Genomic DNA, 19,275 nt, shown 5'->3' on the forward strand with positions numbered 1-19,275 from the left:
CCCGCCCATGCGGGCGCCCGCGCCGTCCCGGGTCAGCGGATCGGGTGACGGGCCCGTACGACTCAGGTCGTACCCGGGCGGCGCGGATAGCCGTGAGAGTGACGCGGACCGTGGCCGCCGGGGCGATGGCGGCGGCGGCGCGGATTCCTAGCGTGGTTCCCGATCATCCGAATCGGGACGAGACCACGAGGAGCCGCCGTGACCAGCACGTTCGCCGATCCGCCCGGGGGAGCACCCGCAGCCGCAGCGCCGCCGGCCGTCATGGCCGAGGGCGTGTCCAAGGTGTACGGGTCCGGTGACGCCGCCGTGCACGCGCTGCGCGGGGTCGGCGTCGGGTTCGCCCGGGGCGCGTTCACCGCGATCATGGGGCCGTCCGGGTCCGGGAAGTCGACGCTGATGCACTGCCTGGCGGGCCTCGACACCGTCACCGGCGGACGCATCATGCTCGGCGACGCGGAGATCACCCGGATGGGCGACCGGCAGCTGACGCTGCTGCGCCGCGACCGGGTCGGGTTCGTGTTCCAGGCGTTCAACCTGCTGCCGACGCTCACCGCCGAGCAGAACATCCTGCTGCCGATGCAGCTGGCCGGGCGCAAGCCCGACCGCGCGTGGTTCCAGCAGGTCGTGGACGTCCTCGGGCTGCGGGACCGGCTCGGGCACCGTCCGTCCGAACTGTCGGGCGGCCAGCAGCAGAGGGTGGCGTGCGCGCGGGCCATCGTCTCCCGCCCCGAGGTCGTCTTCGCGGACGAGCCGACCGGCAACCTCGACTCGCGGGCGGGCGCGGAGGTCCTCGGGTTCCTGCGTTCGTCCGTCCGGGAGATGGGGCAGACGGTCGTGATGGTCACCCACGACCCGGTGGCCGCCTCCTACGCCGACCGGGTGGTGTTCCTGCGGGACGGCGAGATCGTCTCCGAGATCCTCCAGCCGTCCCCGGCGGCCGTCCTGGACCGGCTCAAGGCCCTGGGGGCGTGATGCTGAGAACGGCACTGGCGGGCCTGCGCGCCCACAAGCTCCGCCTGCTCCTGACCGGGGTCGCCATCACCCTCGGCGTCGGCTTCATCTCCGGCACGTTCGTGCTGACGGACACGATGGACAAGGGCGTCGCCAAGACGTTCGCGCGGTCGGCCGACAAGGTCGACATCGCCGTCGTCCCCGATGAGCGCGCGACCGAAGGGCTATCGGCCTCGCTGCTGCAGAAGGTGCGCTCCCTGCCCGGAGTGACCGAGGCCCAAGGCGCGGTGAAGGGCGAGGCCGCGTTGGTGGGCAAGAACGGCAAGACGGTCGGCGACTTCCCCACGATGGGCATGTCCGTGCCGTCCGGGCGCCTGCTCCGCTACGACGTCGACAAGGGGCGGCCCCCGTCCAACGGTGGCGAGACCGTCCTCGACACCAGACTCGCCAAGCGGGAGGGATTCACCGTCGGCGACGCGGTGACGGTCCTGGACGGCAAGAACCGGCCGCACCGGTTCCAGGTCGTCGGGCTGGTCGACTTCGGCATCGACCAGGAGGCGAGCATCTTCGGCGCGGTCGGGTTCGACCCCGCCACCGCGGCGCGGATCACCGGGCAGAAGGCCTACCAGGAGATCGACATCGCTGGTGCGGTCTCCAAGGCCGCCGTGAAGGCTGCCGCCGGCTCCGCCGCCGCCGTCTACACGGGCGAGGAGCTGGGCGCGAAGCTGGCGAAGGACGCGGGCGCCGACACGAAGATCATCCGCGCCGGTCTGCTGATCTTCGCGCTGGTCGCGATGCTGGTGTCCGCCCTGGTCATCTACAACACGTTCGCGATCCTCGTCGCGCAGCGGATGCGGGAGATGGCGCTGCTGCGCTGCGTCGGCGCGACCCGCCGGCAGATCTTCGGCGGCGTCCTCACCGAGTCGGCGGCGGTGGGGCTGACCGGGTCGCTGCTGGGCATCGCCGCGGGCGTCGGCCTGGGGCAGGGCGCGCTCGTCCTGATCAACAGGCTGAACGACCGGGTGGCGCTCACCGCGCCGTCCCTCGCGCCGCGGACGGTCCTGATCGGCCTCGCGGTCGGCGTCGCCGTGACCGTGCTGTCCGCGCTGCTGCCCGCCCGCGCGGCCACCGGCGTCGCGCCCGTCGCGGCGCTGCGCGCGGAGACCGAGCCGGCCGGCGGGCGCTTCCGGCTCGGCGTGCGGCGCACCGTCCTCGCCGTGCTGTTCGCCGCCGCCGGCGTCGCCATCGGCCTGTTCGGCGCGCTGGGGATGGACAAGGGCGAGAGCGCGATGTTCGTGGTCGCGTTCTCCGGCTGCGTCTTCTTCCTCGCGGTGATCGCGGGGATGCCGGCGCTCGTCCGGCCGCTGAGCCGGCTCGCGGGCGCGGTCCCGGCGCGGCTCGGCGGCGTCCCGGGGCGGCTCGCGGTCGCGAACGCCCAGCGCGCCCCGCGCCGCACCGCCACGACCACGATCGCGCTGACCGTCGGCGTCGGCCTGATGAGCCTATTCGCGGTGGTCGCGGCCAGTGGCAAGGCGACCGCGACCAAGGAGCTGGACGAGCAGTTCCCCGTCCAGTTCAGGGTCGCGACCCAGAACGGCGAGGACCTCCCGCCCGCGCTGGGCGACGATCTGCGCGAGCGGCCCGAGGTGGAGCAGGTCGTCGAGGTCCGCGACAAGGAGACGAAGGTCAACGGCGAGGACGCGTCGATCACCACGGTGACCGCGTCGGCCTGGGGCACGGTCGCGAAGCCGGAGATGAAGGCCGGCGCGGTCTCCGACCTCAAGCCGGGCACCGCGCTGGTGGACGAGGGCACGCTGCACCTCCCCGGCCGGCAGGTCGGCAAGACCCTGCAGGTCAAGACCCGGCGGGGGGTGACCCCCGTCAAGATCACCGGGGTGTACGAGCTGGGCGGCCAGTTCCACGGGATCATCGTGCCGGAGGCCGACTTCGCCCGGTACTTCGGCGCCGTGGACCCGGCCGAGATCTTCGTCAAGACCGGCGACGCGGTCTCCGCCGACCGGGCGCGCAAGGCCGTCGACCAGGCCGCGCTGCCGTACCCGGCCGCGAAGGTCGAGTCCACCGCCGACTTCCAGGAGCGGCTGGAGGACGCGATCGACATGCTGCTGATGATCTTCGGCGGGCTGCTCGGCCTCGCGATCGTCATCGCGCTGTTCGGCATCGCGAACACGCTGACCCTCTCGGTCGTGGAGCGGACCCGCGAGTCGGCGCTGCTGCGCGCCCTCGGCCTGACCAGGCGCCAGCTCCGCCGGATGCTGTCGGTCGAGGCGGTGGTCATGGCGGTGATCGGCGCGCTGACCGGGGTCGCCCTCGGCGTCGTCTTCGGCTGGGCCGCGACCAGCGCGATGACCGAGGAATCGGTGTTCTCGCTGCCGTATCTCCAGATCGCCGGGTTCGTCCTGCTCGCCGGCGCGGCCGGGACGCTCGCCGCCGTCATGCCGGCGCGGCGCGCCGCGAGGACGTCCATCGTGGAGTCCCTCGCCCATGACTGAATGGGAGGCCGGGGTGGCGTCCGCCACCCGCCGGACCGCGTGAGCCGGGGCCATGGGTACTCTGGTTCGCGCCCGTCCGGTACCTACCTGTGAGGACTGGAACGAACCCGATGGACCCACATGCCCCCGGCGTGCCCGGAAACGGGTCGGTTCCCGGTGGGGGGACGACCTCCCGGAACGGCCCGGAGACCCCGGAGGACAGGCCCGCGCGGCTCGCGGTCGGCGTCGTCGGCGCCGGCCGCGTCGGCACGGCGCTCGGCGCCGCGCTGTCCCGCGCGGGCCACCGCGTGGTCGCCGCGACCGCCGTCTCCGACCGCTCCCGGGCCCGCGTCGCGGAACGCCTCCCCGGCGCCGCCGTCGCCGCCCCGCAGGACGTGGTGGCGGCCGCCGACCTGGTGCTGCTGACCGTCCCGGACGACGAGCTGCCCGAACTGGCGTCCGGCCTGGTCGCCGCGGGCGTCCCGGTCGCCGGCAAGCTGGCCGTGCACACCAGCGGACGCTACGGGACCGCCGTCCTCGACCCGCTGACCCGCGCCGGCGCGCTGCCCTTGGCCCTGCACCCGGTGATGACCTTCACCGGGCGCCCGGACGACGTGAACCGGCTCACCGGCATCTCGTTCGGCGCCACCTCGCCCGAGCCGCTGCGCCCGGTCGCCGAGGCGCTCGTCCTCGAAATGGGCGGCGAACCCGTCTGGATCACCGAGGAGGCCCGGCCGCTCTACCACGCGGCCCTCGCCGGCGGCGCGAACCACCTGGTCACCCTCGTCGTGGAGGCGATGGACCTGCTGGGGCGCGCCGGTGTGGCCGAACCCGGCCGCATGCTCGGCCCGCTCCTCGGCGCCGCCCTCGACAACGGCCTCCGCCTCGGCATCGACGGCCTCACCGGGCCGGTCGCCCGCGGCGACGCGCGCACGGTCGCCGACCACGTCGCCGAGCTCGGCAAGGTCTCCCCGGAGAGCCGCCGCGCCTACATCGCGCTGGCCCGCCTCACCGCCGACCGCGCCCTCGGCGCCGGGCTGCTCAAGCCCGAGGCCGCCGAACGCCTCCTGGAAGCCCTGGCCGATTGACCCCGCCCGCCGCCGCCTCGCCGAGCGCTCGCGCTCCCGGCCGCCCGGGAAGCGGGCGCCGCACCCGATGCGTTGAAGAACCGGCTTCCGCCGGCGGACCGCGGGACACCGCGGGGCGTCCGGCCCGGAGCCGGGTGTTCCACATGGTCGCGTCCGCTCCGGGACCGCGATCGGACGGTCCCGGTGCGGGAGGCCACCGGGTGATTAGGGAGGTCGAGTGAAACCCGTCATCGCGCGGACGCGGGAGGAGCTCGCCGCGGCGCGGGCGCGGATCGAGGGCACGCTGGCGTTCGTCCCGACCATGGGGGCGCTCCACGAGGGGCACCTGTCGCTCATCCGCCTGGCGCGGCGCAGCGCCGGCAGCGTCGCCGTGAGCATCTTCGTCAACCCGCTGCAGTTCGGGCCCGGCGAGGACTTCGACCGCTACCCGCGGACGTTCGACGCCGACGTCGAGGCGTGCGCCCGCGAGGGCGTCGACCTGGTGTTCGCGCCGGACCGCGAGGTCATGTATCCCGACGAGCCGCAGGTCACGCTCAAGTCGGGCCCGATGGGAGAGGTCGTCGAGGGCGCGGCCCGGCCCGGCCATTTCGACGGGATGCTCACGGTCGTGCTGAAGCTGCTCAACCTCGTCCGACCCGACGTGGCGATCTTCGGGGAGAAGGACGCGCAGCAGCTCGCGATGATCCGCCGCATGGTCGCCGACCTGAACGTGCCGGTGCGGGTGGTGGGCGGCCCGACCGTCCGCGAACCGGACGGGCTGGCCCTCTCCAGCCGCAACCGGTACCTGTCCGCCGCCGAGCGGCGGACCGCGCTGGCCCTGTCGCGCGCCCTGCGGGCCGGCGCGGACGCCGCCGCCGAGGGGCCCGAGGCGGTGCTCGGCGCGGCCCGCGCCGTCCTGGAGGAGGCCGCGGCCGCCGACCCGCCGCTCGCGCTCGACTACCTCGTCCTCGTCGACCCGGCGACCTTCACGCCGGCCGCCGCCGGCGGCCCCGCCGTCCTCGCCGTCGCCGGCCGCGTCGGCGCCACGCACCTCATCGACAACGTTCACCTCCAGCTCGGCAAGGAGCACTGATGTTCCGGACGATGTTCAAGTCCAAGATCCACCGCGCCACGGTGACGCAGGCGGACCTGCACTACGTCGGCTCGCTCACCATCGACCAGGACCTGATGGACGCCGCGGACCTCCTCCCGGGCGAGCAGGTCTCGGTCGTGGACATCGACAACGGCGCGCGCCTGGAGACCTACCTGATCGCCGGCGAGCGCGGCTCCGGCGTCATCGGCATCAACGGCGCCGCGGCCCGCCTCGTCCAGCCCGGCGACCTGGTGATCATCATCAGCTACGCCCAGCTCGCCGACGAGGAGGCGCGCGAGTTCGTGCCGACGGTCGTGCACGTCGACCGCTCCAACAAGATCATCTCCCTGGGGTCGGACCCGGCCGAGCCCGTCCCCGGCGCCGGGACCGCCCGCGGCGACCTCGTCCACGGCTGACCCGCCGCTCTCCCGCGGCGCCGGGAATGCGGGGGGCGGGCGCCGGGTTCTCCGGAGTTAGAGTCATAATGACGAGAACCGATTCCGGAGGAGGGCCCATGATCCCTTCCGTTCTCCGCGCCCCCGAGCCCGGCTGGACCGCGGACGCCGACGTCGTCGTCATCGGGTCCGGCATCGCCGGCCTGGTCGCCGCGCTGAACTGCCGCCCGCACGGCCGGGTGCTGCTCGTCACCAAGGCCCTCCTGGACGCCGGGTCGACCCGCTGGGCGCAGGGCGGGATCGCCGCCGCGCTCGCCCCCGACGACACCCCCGAGGAGCACCTCGCCGACACCCTCGTCGCGGGCGTCGGGCTGTGCGACGAGGACGCCGTCCGGGCGCTCGTCACCGAGGGGCCGGACGCCGTGCGCGGGCTCATCGAGCTGGGCGCCGCGTTCGACCGCGGCGGGGACGGCGGCATCGCGCTGACCCGCGAGGGCGGCCACCACCGCCGGCGCATCGCGCACGCCGGCGGGGACGCCACCGGCGCCGAGATCAGCCGCGCCCTCCGCGCCGCGCTCAAGGACTCCGGCGTCGAGGTCATCGAGCACGCGCTCGTCCTGGACCTGCTGAAGGACGCCGCCGGGCGCGCCGCCGGGATCACCCTCCACGTGATGGGCGAGGGGCAGCCGGGCGGCGTCGGCGCCGTCCGCGCCCGCGCCGTCGTGCTGGCCACCGGCGGGCTCGGCCAGGTGTTCTCCGCCACGACCAACCCCGAGGTGTCGACCGGCGACGGCGTCGCGCTCGCGCTGCGCGCCGGGGCCGAGGTCACCGACCTGGAGTTCGTCCAGTTCCACCCGACCGTGCTGTGGCTGGGCGAGGGCGCGACCGGGCAGCAGCCGCTGATCTCCGAGGCCGTCCGCGGCGAGGGGGCCCACCTCATCGACCACGACGGCGTCCGCTTCATGACCGGGCGGCACGAGCTCGGCGAACTGGCGCCGCGCGACATCGTCGCCAAGGGGATCATGAACCGGATGCGGGAGACCGGTGCGCCCTGCATGCTCCTGGACGCCCGCCACTTCGGCGCCGCGATGTGGGAGAACCGCTTCCCGACCATCCTGGCCGCGTGCCGGCACCACGGCATCGACCCGGTGACCGAGCCGATCCCCGTCGTCCCCGCCGCGCACTACGCCAGCGGAGGCGTCCGCACCGACCTGCACGGCCGCACGTCCGTCCCCGGCCTCTACGCCTGCGGCGAGGCCGCCTGCACCGGCGTCCACGGCGCGAACCGGCTGGCCTCCAACTCCCTGCTGGAGGGGCTCGTGTTCGCCGCCCGCATAGCCGGAGCCCTGCACACCGACCTCGCCGCCGCCCCCGCCCCGCCCGCGGACGCGGCGAGCGCGCCACTCGCCGCCCTGCCCGGCGGCGTGGTGCGCGGCGGCACGGGGGCCGGCGCCGGGGCCGTGCCGGACGGGCCGGCGGACGCGGTCGCGGGCGGGGGATTGGTCGACGGCAGCAGGCGCGGGCGGATTCAGCAGGTCATGTCCTCCTACGTGGGGGTCCTGCGGGGGGCCGAGGGGCTGGAGCGGGCCGGGCGCGAGCTGGAGCAGCTCGCAGGCGGGAACGCCGAGCCGGGGGTGGCGGCATGGGAGGCCACCAACCTGCACACCGTCGCGTCCGCGATCGTCGCGGCGGCGCGGCGGCGCGAGGAGACGCGCGGGAGCCACTGGCGGGAGGACTTCCCCGAGCGGGCGGACGCGGCGTGGCGCGGCCACCTGGTGACGCGGCTGACGGGCAACGCCCTGACGACAACCTATGAACCTCTGGAAGGGATGCGCTCATGACACCGGAACTCTCGCAGAGGCTCAGCGGCGCCGGGCTGGATCCACAGACTGTGGAAAACCTCGTCCGGACGGCGCTCGCCGAGGACGGCGAGGTCGACGTCACGAGCACGCCGATCTTCGCACCGGACGACACCGCCGCGGGCGAGCTCCGCGCCCGGGACGAAGGGGTCGTCGCGGGCATCCCGGTGGCCTGCGTCGTCTTCGAGCTGCTCGACATCGCCTACGAGGCGCGGGCGGAGGACGGCGACCGGGTGGTTCCGGGGCAGGTCCTCATCTCGGTCAGCGGGCAGACCAGGGCCGTGCTGAGGGCCGAGAGGACGGCCCTCAACCTGCTCACCCACCTGTCCGGGATCGCGACCGCCACGCGGCGGTGGGCGGACGCCCTGGAGGGCACCAGGGCGCGCGTGCGCGACACCCGCAAGACGCTCCCCGGCCTGCGCGCGCTCCAGAAGTACGCCGTCCACTGCGGCGGCGGGGTCAACCACAGGATGGGCCTGCACGACGCCGCGCTCATCAAGGATAACCACATCGCGGCGGCCGGGAGCGTCGCCAAGGCGTACGAGGCGATCAGGGCCGTGTACCCGTCCCTGCACATCCAGGTGGAGTGCGACACCCTCGCGCAGGTGGAAGAGGCACTGCGGGTGGGCGCGACGAGCATCCTGCTCGATAACATGTCCGATGCCGAGATGGCCGAGGCAGTACGCCTGGTGGCTGGGCGGGCGGAGCTCGAGGCCAGCGGTGGCCTTACCCTGGACCGGGCCCGAGACGTCGCCGTGACCGGGGTGGACTACCTTGCCGTCGGCGCGCTGACGCATTCGGCGCACGTGTTCGACATCGGCCTTGACTTCACCTGACCAGCGGGGACCTGATGCTGCTCACCATCGACGTCGGTAACACCCAGACCGTCCTCGGCCTGTTCGAGGGCGACGAGGTGATCGAGCACTGGAGGATCAACACCGATCCGCGGCGCACCGCCGACGAGATCGCGGTGGTCCTGCAGGGGCTCGTCCAGCAGAGCCCCCTGCTGGCGGAGACCGACATCAGCGGCATCGCGCTGTGCTCCACGGTCCCGTCCGTCCTGCACGAGATGCGGGAGATGTGCCGCCGCTACTACGGCGACGTGCCCGCGGTCATCGTGGAGCCGGGCGTCAAGACGGGCGTCCCGGTCCGCATGGACAACCCCAAGGAGGTCGGCGCCGACCGCATCGTGAACGCGCTCGCCGCCGTCCACACCCACGGCGGGCCCGCGCTCGTCGTCGACTTCGGCACCGCGACGACGTTCGACGCCGTGTCCGCCAAGGGCGAGTACGTGGGCGGCGCCATCGCGCCGGGCATCGAGATCTCGATAGACGCGCTGTCGTCGCGCGGCGCACAGCTCCACAAGATCGAGCTGGTCCGGCCGCGCAGCGTGATCGCGAAGAACACGGTGGAGGCGCTGCAGTCCGGCATCATCTTCGGGTTCGCCGGGCAGGTGGACGGCATCGTCGAGCGCATGTCGGACGAGCTCGCCGCCGACCCCGAGGAGGTCACGGTCATCGCCACCGGCGGCCTCGCCCCGCTCGTCCTGGAGGAGTCCCGCAGCATCGACGTGTTCGAGCCGTGGCTCACCCTCATCGGACTCCGCCTCATCTACGAGCGCAACACCCCGTAGCCTCCCAACTCGTTCGCGGGGCACGGGACGGGGTCGATAGCCTTGAGCGGTGAGTGACGAGACCTTCGACGAGCTCCCGGAGCAGATGCGCGTGCGCCGGGAGAAGCTCGACCGGCTCCGCGAGAGCGGGATCGACCCCTACCCGGTGACCTTCCCCCGGACGGCGACCATCACCGAGATCCGGGAGAAATACCCCGACCTGGAGCCGGGCACCGAGACGGGCGACAAGGTCGGCGTCACCGGTCGCGTCATGCTGATCCGCAACACCGGCAAGCTGTGCTTCGCCACCATCAGGGACGCCGGCGGCGACCTCCAGGTCATGCTGTCGCTGGCCAAGGTCGGGCAGGAGCAGCTCGACTTCTGGAAGCGCGAGGTCGACCTCGGCGACCACATCGGCGTCGAGGGCGAGGTCATCACGTCCCGCCGCGGCGAGCTGTCGGTCATGGCCGACCGCTTCGCCATCACGTCCAAGTGCCTGCGCCCCCTGCCGGAGAAGCATGCCGGCCTGACCGACCCGGAGGCGCGGGTCCGGCAGCGGTACGTCGACCTCATCGTGAACGACGAGGCGCGGAAGATGGCGCGGCTGCGCAGCGCCACCGTGCGCGCGGTGCGGGACTTCTGGCACGAGGAGGGCTACCTCGAGGTCGAGACGCCCATGCTCCAGCCCATCCACGGCGGTGCGGCGGCGCGTCCGTTCAAGACGCACATCAACGCCTACAACATGGACCTCTACCTGCGCATCGCCATCGAGCTGTACCTGAAGCGGCTCGTGGTCGGCGGCATGGAGAAGGTCTTCGAGATCAACCGGAACTTCCGCAACGAGGGCGCCGACTCCACGCACAACCCCGAGTTCACGATGCTGGAGGCGTACGGCACGTATCTCGACTACAACGACATGGCCGACCTGACGCAGCGGATGTACCAGAAGGCGGTCGTCGCCGCCCTGGGCACCACCGTGGTCGTCCATGACGGCGTGGAGATCGACCTCGGGCTGACCGAGTGGCCGCGCGTCACGCTCTACGGCTCGGTGTCGGAGGCCCTGGGCGAGGAGGTCACGCCGCACACGCCGATCGAGGCCGTCCGCAAGCTCGCGGACGCGCGCGGCATCTCGTGGGACCCCAAGTGGGGGCAGGGCAAGCTCGTCCAGGAGCTCTTCGAAGAGCTGATCGAGCACACCCTCATCCAGCCCACCTTCGTCATGGACTACCCGGTCGAGACGTCGCCGCTGACCCGCCAGCACCGGGAGGAGCCCCTCCTCACCGAGAAGTGGGACCTCATCGGCTTCGGGACGGAACTCGGCACCGCCTACTCCGAGCTGGTCGACCCCGTCGAGCAGCGCCGCCGGCTCACCGAGCAGTCGCTGCTCGCCGCGGGCGGCGACCCGGAGGCCATGCAGCTGGACGAGGACTTCCTGCGCGCGCTGGAGTACGCGATGCCCCCGACGGGCGGCGTGGGCGTCGGCATCGACCGGATGATCATGGCGTTCACCGGCAAGGGCATCCGCGAGACGATCCTCTTCCCGCTGGTCAAGCCCGAATGACGACCGGGAGGTCGCGCAGGCCCCGCAGGACGAGGTTGTCCCGGTAGACGAGGTCCTGCCCGGCGAGGGCCACGTCGCGTTCGAACAGTTTCCTGAGCGCGACCTGGCCCTCCAGCCGGGCCAAGGGCGCCCCCAGGCAGAAGTGGATGCCGTGGCCGAACGAAAGGTGCCGCGGGGCGTCGCGTCCCTCGATGTAGCGCGTCAGGTCCAGCCGGTCCGGATCGTCGAACACGGACGGGTCGCGGTTGGCGGCACCCGTCAGCAGCAGGATGAGCTTCCCGCGTTCGATGAGCGTCCCGTCGAGGTCGACGTCCTCCAAAGCGGCCCTGAGGGTGAGCTGGACGGGCGGGTCGTAGCGCAGAAGCTCCTCAACGGCGGCCGGGACGTTCTGAGGGTGCCGCCGGAACAGCTCCAGCTGCGCGGGGTCGCGGAGCAGCGCCAAAGCGCCGTTCCCGATGAGGTTCACGGTCGTCTCGTGCCCTGCCACGAGCAGCAGCACGCACGTCGCGAGGAGTTCCTCCTCCGACAGGACGTCCCCGCCGTCGGAGACGTCCACGAGCGCGCTCACGAGGTCGTCCCGAGGCCGGAGGCGCCGCTGGGCGGCCAGCTCCCGGAAGTAGACCGCGAACTCCTCACGGGCCTTCTCGCGCAGCCGGATCTCGGCCTCCGGCAGGAGGAAGTCGGGGTCGAGGCCGCGTGCGAGGCTGTCGGACCAGCCTTTGAACAGGTCGCGGTCCCTGGCGGGGACGCCGAGCATCTCGCTGATCACGATGACGGGCAGCGGGTAGGCCAGCGCGGCGATCAGGTCGACCTCGCCGGACACGCCGTCCAGCAGCTCGTCGACCAGCGCCTCCACCCGCGGCCGCAGCCGCTCGACGAGCCTCGGGGTGAACGCCTTGCTGACCAGCCGCCGGAGCCGGGTGTGGTCGGGCGGGTCCATGGTCAGGAACGACCGGTTCCGGGCGCGGGACTCGCGCCACAGCCCGCCGCCCTCGGGCCGGTGCCCGAACCGGGGGTCGCGCAGCACCCGCTCGCACAGCTCGTGGGAGGTGGTCACGCGGAGGCCGACGTCCGTCCGGTGCAGGCGGCTCCCGGCGCGCGCGAGGCGGCGGTAGTGCGGGTAGGGGTCGGCCCGGAAGGCCGGATCCCCCGGATCGAACCCGAGGACCGCCGCGGCCTCGACCTCGACGACCTGCCCCGTCCTGTCCTCCATGCCCCCAGTCACCCGGAAATCAGACGAGATGTCAACAGGGTGACGGGGACGGGGCGTTAAGCGCTTTCGCGGACGACCAGTTCGGGGCGCTGCACGACCTGGCGGTGCTGGTGGGACTTGCCCTCGGCCATCTCGGCCAGCGCGAGCTCGGCGGCCTCCCAGCCCAGCTCCCGGCGCGGCTGCCGGACCGTGGTCAGCGGGACGGCGGCGCTCGCGGCCAGCTCGATGTCGTCGTAGCCGATGACGGCGATGTCCGCCGGGACGCGGACGCCGAGCCGGGTCAGCTCGTTGATCAGCCCGATGGCCAGCAGGTCGTTGGCGCAGAACACGCCGTCGGGGCGCGGCGACATCGCCATCACCGCGTGGGCGGCGGCCTGCCCCTCGGTGGGGCTCAGGGCGTCCTGGACGAGCGTGGCGGGCTTGCCGAACCCGGCCTCGACGATCGTCCGGGCGGCGCCGTCGCGGCGTTCCACGCAGGGCTGCGGCTCAGGGACGCCGGTCACGAACACGATCCGCGCCCGGCCGATGCCGAGCAGGTGCGCGGCGGCGATCTCGCCGCCCGCGACATGGTCGACGCGGGCCGAGCAGGCGTGCGAGGAGTCGCGGTCGATCAGCACCACGCTCATGCCGGCGGCGCGGAACCGGGAGATGTCCCCCGGGTCCAGCCCGACCGGGATGATCAAGACCCCGGCGGCGCGCTGCTCCTCCAGGAGTTCCAGGGAGCGGCGCTCCTTGGCGGAGGAGTGGTCGCTGGACAGCCAGAGGGCGTCATGGCCGGCCGCGTTCAGCGCCGCCTCGGCGCCGCGCGCGACATCGGACGCGTACGGGTTGGCGAGGTCCTCGACGACGATGCCGAAGGCCCGGCGCGGCTGGTCGCCGAACTCGCCCGCGGTGCGCTCGGGGCCCCGGCGGAGCCGGCGCGCGGACTCGTTCCGCACGAATCCGAGCTCCTCGATCGCCGCGCGCACGCGGTCACGGGTAGCTTCGGCCACGAGGTCTGGCCGGTTTAGGACATTCGAAACGGTCCCAACTGAGACTCCAGCACGCCTCGCGACCTCACGAATACTGGTCTGTGGCAACTCGCTCCTCGTCCCGACCCGGGAGAGTTTCCCCAGGTAGTGGCGTTATGCACGGCATGTGTCCGCTGCTGCGACTACGCAGCGTCACTAAACGGACGCGTAGCGCATTTGGACAACGCTTGACGGGCCGGATCCGGCCGCCTAGCGTTCCGAGCCGAAGCGTAGCTTGAAACGATTCACGATCTTGGTCCGCGGCGAGATCTGGCGAGTTCGACGAGAAGGGACGGGTGCGGATGGCTGGCGATCTCATCCCGTCTCCCTCGGACGACCAACGAGTGAATCGTCACCCGGAGTTCCCCCGAACGACCCCGCAATCGGCCAGGCGGCCACCTCCGGCCAAGCGCGCGAGACAGAAAAGGAACCCGATGATCTAAGTCCGGAAGGCTCCGGACCCGGCAACCCAACGCGTACAGAGGCCCAACCCGTGCCTGTGCAGCGGACGGCTGCATCCCCGCGGTCATCACCACGGACGAGGGAGGACGGAGTGGAAACAGCCACACTCGCACGTCGTGGCACCGACGATTTCGGGCTGAGCGAGGAGGAGATCCGGTTGCTCGCACAGATCGCGAGCGGTGTCACCGCCGATGTGGCGGCGCGCAAGCTGGAGCTGAGCGCACGGACCCTGCGGCGCCGGTTGCGGACGATCTGCGACCGGCTGGAGGTCAACACCCCTATCGAGGCCGTGGTGTGGGCGGCCCGGAGGCAGCTCATCTAGCCGGCTCCACCCCGACGCTCGCCAGGGGACGGGCGAGCGTCACCGAGAGATCCAGGCGGCGAACACGGTCGAATCCCGTCCGACCCCGCAGCGGCGGCGCCGGCGCCCTGGCAGGTAGGTCCCTGCAGGAGGCGTCGCCGCGGACGGTGTTCGAAGCCCACGCCGATGGGTCTCTTCACCATGTGCACGGGTGACCGGGCAAGGCCGTTCCGGGGCAAGGGCCGCTAGGCGACCCGGACGGCGCCGGCGAAGGGACGACCGGCCAGAGGCACGATCTTCACGACGTCACCCGTCTGGGGCGCGTGGATCATCTTGCCGTCACCGACGTACATCCCCATGTGGTGCAGGTCGGAGTAGAAGAACACGAGGTCGCCCGGCTGCAGCTGGCTGCGCGACACGTGGGTTCCCGCGTTCCACTGGCTGCCGGTGTAGTGCGGCAGGTTGATGCCCACCTGCCTGTAGGCCCACATCGTCAGGCCGGAGCAGTCGAAGCTGTTCGGGCCGGCGGCGCCCCAGACGTACGGGCGGCCGAGCTTGGTCATGGCGTACCGCAGCGCCTGCGCGGCCTTGCCGGTGCCGATGACGGGCAGCTTGGCGAGCTGGGTCGGGTCGCGCTTGACGATCGTGCCGCGCACCTTCTCGTAGGCCGCGGTGACCTTCTTGCGCTGCGACTCCAGCTTGGTGCGCAGGTCCTTGACCTGCTTGGCGCGCGCCTCGGCGGACTTGCGGGCGCGCTGGGCGGCCTGCATGGCCTGCATGAGCCCGAGGACCTTGGTGCTGTCCTGCTTGGCGAAGTAGTGGAGGGTGGCGGCCTGGTCGAGGACGGCCTGCGGGTCCTGGGAGGCGACGAAGGAGACCGTGGGATCGGAGCCGCCCTGCATGTAGCTGGTCGCGGCCAGCGCGCCGACCTTCTGGCGGATGGCCTGGAGCGCCTTCTCCTGCCGCTCGGCGTTCTCGGCGGCGACCTTGGCGGCGCGCTGCGACTGCGCCAGCTTCACCTTCAGGCCGTTGTACTGCTCGGTCAGCTGCTCCAGCTGGTCGGCGAGCTTGAACGCCTGGGACCGGAGCTCCTTGGTGGACGGCTTCGGGTCGGCGTGCGCGACGGCGGTGGATTGCGGGGCGATGACGTGCGGTGCGGCCGTCAGGGCGATGAGCGCGCCGGCGACGGTGACCGCGCGGCCGCGAAAACGTGAAAGAGATGCAGGCCGCGATTGCTGCACGAATTCTCCTCTCCTCGTCCGCCTACCGGGTTAGCTGACGGGTTGGGGCCGGAGCAGCCCGTCCGCGAGCATGCGCGGGCAGTGCCGCGGCGTTGCGGATTCACCCCTGACGGCGCCGGTCCGGGGGACGCATCCCCGAACGCTCCGAAAGTGGGTCCCCGGCTCCCCGGGGCGCTGGTTGCGACCCGCGGGACTCGGCGGTGCGGCCTCCGTTCTGCGGGTGGCCGACGTCAGCGATGGACACTAACGGAACGCGCAAGGGATGCCAACCAGAACAGGTGAAATCGCAGGTCGTGCGGCGAGGCGCGTGTTGCGCCGAGCACGTTCAGTAACGGGGAGCTGTGGTGCGCGTCACTTTTCGAACGCCGATAGCCGTGCCTAGTTGTTTCTATCTAGTTCTTCTTGGAAGGCGGCCGCGGCACGTCTGCCTACGCGTGCGTTCGATAAGACCAGGTGTTCGATAATCTCGCCTGTTTGTGGAGGTCGTGATCCGGCGTGCCCGCACCGCCGACGTTCAGGAGATCCGCAGGCTGGTCGATCTGTACGCCGGGTCGGGGCGACGCCTGCTGAAGAAGTCGACGGTGAAGCTGTACGAGGACGTCCAGGAGTTCTGGGTCGCCGAGGAGGTCCGGCAGGGGGAGCCGGGTCGCGTCGTGGGCTGCGGCGCCCTCCACGTGATGTGGGAGGACCTCGCCGAGGTCCGCTCCGTCGCCGTGGACAAGGGGTACGGCGGACGCGGCATCGGGCACCGCATCGTCGCCCGGCTGCTCGACACCGCGCGGGAACTCGGCGTGCGGAGGGTGTTCTGCCTTACCTTCGAGGTGGAGTTCTTCGGCCGCCACGGCTTCCAGCCGATCCTCGGGACTCCGGTGGCGCCAGAGGTGTACGAGGAGCTTCTCCGCTCTTACGACGAAGGCGTCGCGGAGTTCTTGGACCTCGACCGGGTCAAGCCGAATACGTTGGGCAACACCCGGATGTTGCTTCGCCTGGAGGACTGACCCAATGAGCGATTCCCCCAACCGTGGTCGGCGTTACCGAGCGCCGCAGGGGCAGGGTTCCTACGGCCCCCCGCCCCCGTACCAGGGTCCCCAGTGGCAGCAGCCCCGGCAGCCGTCACAACAGCAGTGGCAGCAGCCCTCGCCCCAGCAGCAGTGGCAGGAGCCTCAACAGGGCTGGGGGCAGACCTACGAGGCGTCCTACGGCGAGTACGGCGGCTCCCATGGCGACGAACCGCAGCTCGCCCCGATCCTCCGGCGGGCCGGCGCCCGGCTCCTCGACAACGCCCTCGTCGCGGTCTTCGGTTTCGCGCTCATCCTGCCCGTGACGGTCGCCGCCTTCGGGCTCGGCGACAAGAGCGGCAGCGACCAGGACGAGGGCGGCATCTGGAACTGGCCCATCATCTTCACGCTGTTCTGCGTCATGTCGGTGCTGCCGTTCCTCTACGAGGCCGTCCAGCTCTCCATGTGGGGGCGGACGCTGGGCAAACGCGTCATGGGGCTGGGCATCGTGCAGGCGCGTCCTGTGGGGCGGCCGATGACCACCACGCAGGCCGTGTGGCGGGCGGGGATCGTCCACATCGGCTACCAGATCGGTGTCTTCTTCTTCCTCGTCCTGGCGGTGATGGTGTGGGAGTACGCCGCCTACGGGATGGCACTGGTCTGGGTGGGCGGCCTGATGGCCTACCTGTGGGCGATCTGGGACCAGCCCCTGCACCAGGCCCTGCACGACCGCTTCGCCGACACGCTCGTCATCGACGAGCGCGGCACGTACGACGAGTACACCGAGTACACCGAGTACGCGGAGTAGGGCCGCGATGGCGGCTGACCTCGCCGAACCGGGCCAGCGCCTGCTGGCGCGCGTCGTCGACACGCTCATCGTCGGCGTGCCCGTCGTCCTCGTCGTCCGCGAACTGTTCTCCGGGCATGCGGTGGACGTCGTCGCCCCGCCGGCCGTGGCCGGGTGCATGCTGCTCTACGAAGCGGTCCAGCTGGCCCTCTGGGGCCGGACGCTGGGCAAGCGCTTCGCGGGCATCGAAGTCGTCGCCGCCCTGCCGGCCGTCCAGTCCGGCGGGGCGGACGCGGAGGAGCCGGCGGGCACGGGCGGCGCCGGGATCCTGCCCCTTTCCGTGCCGGGATTCGTGCCGGTGACCGCTCCCGAGGGGCCCGCGCCCGAGGGCGCGCCTGAGCCAGCCCCTGAGGGCGCCGCATCCGAGGAGGGCGCGCCCGCGCGATCGGCCGGGCCTCCGGGCGGCGAGGCGGAGGCCGGTGCTCATCCGGGCGTTCTGCAGTCCGTTCTCCGCGCCGCGGTCTATTCGCTGCCGATCGCCGCGCGCCCGATTCCCGTGGCGGGTCTCCTGGCGAGCGTCTTCTGGGTCGCGAACGCCGGGCTCATGTTCGAGGGGACGCGGCGCCAAGCCGTCCACGACAGGCTCGCGGGGACCGTCGTGGTAAAACGTTCGCGCCCCTGATTCTCCGGCCTTCTGCGGCCCTCTCAGGCGCGTTCAGGCGCGCTTCCGGTAGACGATCCCGTTCCCTCGTCCCGCGATCCATCGCGGGACGAGGGTTTTCGCCTGTCTTCTACATGCTTTCCACTGGGATGGACCGGTCTGTTTCGGACCGTCCGCGTTCGCAAGGCGAATCCCAGCTCGTTCCGGTTACGGCCCTGAATCAAGGCGGGATGTGCCGCCTCCCGGACACCCCCTCCGGATTGAAAGACTCCTCGCGCGCCGTTGCCATGGGGCCGGGGATGCCGCTTGTCGGGCGGTACTGGACTAACTCTGGACGGGACGCGGTCTCACTGCGGAACGGACTTTCGCGCGCCCACGCGCACGGTGCCGGTTCGTGGACCACGTTCACCCCGCCGCTTCTGGACCGGATGTGGGAGAAGTGGGTTACCGGCCAGTCGGATTGTGCCCCAATCGGCCGTTTTCCGGAGGCCGGCGCGGCGGCGGCATCGGCCGCATCGCCGAGAGGCGGCGCGGGGCCGCGACTTCCCGCCCGGCGCGGGCGGAACCGACTTTCGGCACCGCCCTCCTTCCGGTTATCGGGCAACATCAGCCGGTCAGCGCGATGATCTCCGCTTTCCGTTCCTTGGGACCCCTCGGGCATACACGCGTCCATGCGTGCCCAGGCGTCGTCCTGGGTCTCCCCAGGTGCGCGGCGTGCCGGAGCGCCGGGCCGCGCGGATTCCCGGCCGCGGACGGGTTAGGGCCGTTACGTCGGGTTAATCGTTGAGCGCCGGTACCGGCGCGCACAGCCTGTTAAGGTCCGGGCAGCGGCTTTTCCACCCGGGCGGACGGCGCCGCCCGAAAGCCGGGTGCCCGCAAACCCGGGACCAATGCGCCCGCACCGGCCCCAGGTCAGCCTGCGTGCCGTGACACCGGTCACGCCCTGAAAACCCCGGCCCGGCCCGCGCGCCGGAAATTCACGGACGCCGGGCCGCGGCGCGCCCTCGGGCGTCTCCCGGCTGCTCCGGAAACGACGAGGACGATTACGCGCGGTCACCGGCGGGAAGGCGACTTCCGCCGCAGTGCCGGTTCAACGCGGGCGCTGAATTGTCATCCGCGGAGTTCTCGGTATATCTTTGTGAACCGATTGAAGTTTGCTCCAGCCGAAAGGTCTGTCCCCATGGCACAGAAGGTTCAGGTGCTTCTCGTCGACGACCTCGACGGTGGCGAGGCGGACGAGACCGTATCGTTCTCGATCGACGGCGCCTCCTACGAGATCGACCTCAGTGGCGCCAACGCTAAGAAGCTGCGTGAATCGCTGCAGCCGTTCGTCGAGAAGTCCCGCAAGGCGGGCACGGTCTCGCGCCGCCGCCGGCAGCGCGGCGCGTCCAGCCGGGAACGCAGCGCCGAGATCCGTGCCTGGGCCAAGAACAATGGCATCAAGGTCAATGAGCGCGGACGCATCCCGGCCCACGTGATCGAGCAGTACGAAGCGGCCAACTGACCCGCTTCCACCTGGCGGCCCGTCTCCCGTAAACGAGGCGGGCCGTTCACTGTGCTTCCCGAAGGCTCACG

The 19,275-nt window shown here is 71.9% G+C and carries 15 protein-coding genes, 1 pseudogene and 1 riboswitch; of the genes and pseudogenes, 13 read left to right on the top strand and 3 right to left on the bottom strand.

The window, feature by feature from the left end; translation table 11 throughout:
- The first annotated feature begins 198 nt into the window (after positions 1-198).
- From ACIWVC_RS28625 to lysX, 8 genes and pseudogenes are all read left to right on the top strand, one after another.
- The gene (locus ACIWVC_RS28625) at positions 199-972 is read left to right on the top strand and encodes an ABC transporter ATP-binding protein (protein ID WP_396451564.1); all 774 of its coding nucleotides are present in this window, start codon (positions 199-201) and stop codon (positions 970-972) included.
- On the top strand, positions 972-3,461 hold the full coding sequence (locus ACIWVC_RS28630; RefSeq protein ID WP_396451562.1) for an ABC transporter permease: 2,490 nt from the start codon (positions 972-974) through the stop codon (positions 3,459-3,461). Before ACIWVC_RS28625 ends, ACIWVC_RS28630 begins: the two co-directional genes overlap by 1 nt.
- A 110-nt stretch (positions 3,462-3,571) precedes the next feature.
- The gene (locus ACIWVC_RS28635) at positions 3,572-4,528 is read left to right on the top strand and encodes a Rossmann-like and DUF2520 domain-containing protein (RefSeq protein ID WP_396451560.1); all 957 of its coding nucleotides are present in this window, start codon (positions 3,572-3,574) and stop codon (positions 4,526-4,528) included.
- A 217-nt stretch (positions 4,529-4,745) separates the two neighbouring features.
- Positions 4,746-5,600: a pantoate--beta-alanine ligase gene (gene panC / locus ACIWVC_RS28640; protein WP_396451558.1), complete on the top strand. Its 855-nt coding sequence runs from the start codon at positions 4,746-4,748 to the stop codon at positions 5,598-5,600.
- Positions 5,600-6,016, top strand: coding sequence for an aspartate 1-decarboxylase (gene panD / locus ACIWVC_RS28645; protein ID WP_396451556.1), 417 nt, complete (start codon positions 5,600-5,602; stop codon positions 6,014-6,016). The genes panC and panD overlap by 1 nt, the downstream gene beginning before the upstream one ends.
- 98 nt (positions 6,017-6,114) lie before the next feature.
- A pseudogene (locus ACIWVC_RS28650) lies at positions 6,115-8,690 on the top strand (L-aspartate oxidase).
- 14 nt (positions 8,691-8,704) lie between these two features.
- Positions 8,705-9,487 carry a type III pantothenate kinase gene (locus tag ACIWVC_RS28655; RefSeq protein WP_396451554.1) on the top strand — a complete coding sequence of 261 codons (783 nt, stop codon included), beginning with the start codon at positions 8,705-8,707 and terminating at the stop codon, positions 9,485-9,487.
- An 85-nt stretch (positions 9,488-9,572) separates the two neighbouring features.
- Positions 9,573-11,027 carry a bifunctional lysylphosphatidylglycerol synthetase/lysine--tRNA ligase LysX gene (lysX, locus tag ACIWVC_RS28660; RefSeq protein WP_396451566.1) on the top strand — a complete coding sequence of 485 codons (1,455 nt, stop codon included), beginning with the start codon at positions 9,573-9,575 and terminating at the stop codon, positions 11,025-11,027.
- On the opposite strand, the gene ACIWVC_RS28665 is transcribed toward lysX, so the two are convergent.
- Together ACIWVC_RS28665 and ACIWVC_RS28670 are read right to left on the bottom strand one after the other, a co-directional pair.
- Positions 11,014-12,240: a cytochrome P450 gene (locus ACIWVC_RS28665; RefSeq protein ID WP_396451552.1), complete on the bottom strand. Its 1,227-nt coding sequence runs from the start codon at positions 12,238-12,240 to the stop codon at positions 11,014-11,016. The genes lysX and ACIWVC_RS28665 overlap by 14 nt on opposite strands.
- A gap of 56 nt (positions 12,241-12,296) precedes the next feature.
- A complete protein-coding gene (locus tag ACIWVC_RS28670) occupies positions 12,297-13,319 on the bottom strand; it encodes a LacI family DNA-binding transcriptional regulator (protein WP_396451550.1) in 1,023 nt (340 codons plus the stop codon).
- A gap of 484 nt (positions 13,320-13,803) precedes the next feature.
- On the opposite strand from ACIWVC_RS28670, the gene ACIWVC_RS28675 reads away from it, so the two are divergent.
- Positions 13,804-14,034 carry a LuxR C-terminal-related transcriptional regulator gene (locus ACIWVC_RS28675; RefSeq protein ID WP_021591725.1) on the top strand — a complete coding sequence of 77 codons (231 nt, stop codon included), beginning with the start codon at positions 13,804-13,806 and terminating at the stop codon, positions 14,032-14,034.
- Between the two features lie 224 nt (positions 14,035-14,258).
- Here ACIWVC_RS28675 and ACIWVC_RS28680 read toward each other — a convergent pair whose 3' ends face one another.
- On the bottom strand, positions 14,259-15,254 hold the full coding sequence (locus tag ACIWVC_RS28680; protein ID WP_396451548.1) for an NlpC/P60 family protein: 996 nt from the start codon (positions 15,252-15,254) through the stop codon (positions 14,259-14,261).
- Positions 15,255-15,257: 3 nt separating this feature from the next.
- A riboswitch (cyclic di-AMP (ydaO/yuaA leader) is annotated at positions 15,258-15,438 on the bottom strand.
- Between the two features lie 292 nt (positions 15,439-15,730).
- Between ACIWVC_RS28680 and ACIWVC_RS28685 the strand changes: the two genes are divergently transcribed.
- The 4 genes from ACIWVC_RS28685 (at position 15,731) to ACIWVC_RS28700 (ending at position 19,204) form a co-directional block, all read left to right on the top strand.
- Positions 15,731-16,252 carry an amino-acid N-acetyltransferase gene (locus ACIWVC_RS28685; RefSeq protein WP_396451546.1) on the top strand — a complete coding sequence of 174 codons (522 nt, stop codon included), beginning with the start codon at positions 15,731-15,733 and terminating at the stop codon, positions 16,250-16,252.
- A 4-nt stretch (positions 16,253-16,256) separates the two neighbouring features.
- Positions 16,257-17,060 carry an RDD family protein gene (locus ACIWVC_RS28690; protein ID WP_396451544.1) on the top strand — a complete coding sequence of 268 codons (804 nt, stop codon included), beginning with the start codon at positions 16,257-16,259 and terminating at the stop codon, positions 17,058-17,060.
- A gap of 7 nt (positions 17,061-17,067) precedes the next feature.
- Positions 17,068-17,721, top strand: a complete 654-nt coding sequence (locus tag ACIWVC_RS28695; RefSeq protein ID WP_396451542.1) for an RDD family protein — start codon at positions 17,068-17,070, stop codon at positions 17,719-17,721.
- 1,159 nt (positions 17,722-18,880) lie between these two features.
- On the top strand, positions 18,881-19,204 hold the full coding sequence (locus tag ACIWVC_RS28700; protein WP_396451540.1) for an Lsr2 family protein: 324 nt from the start codon (positions 18,881-18,883) through the stop codon (positions 19,202-19,204).
- Positions 19,205-19,275: the final 71 nt, after the last annotated feature.

The organism is Actinomadura sp., from assembly GCF_044508335.1.
Classification (GTDB): Bacteria; Actinomycetota; Actinomycetes; order Streptosporangiales; family Streptosporangiaceae; genus Spirillospora.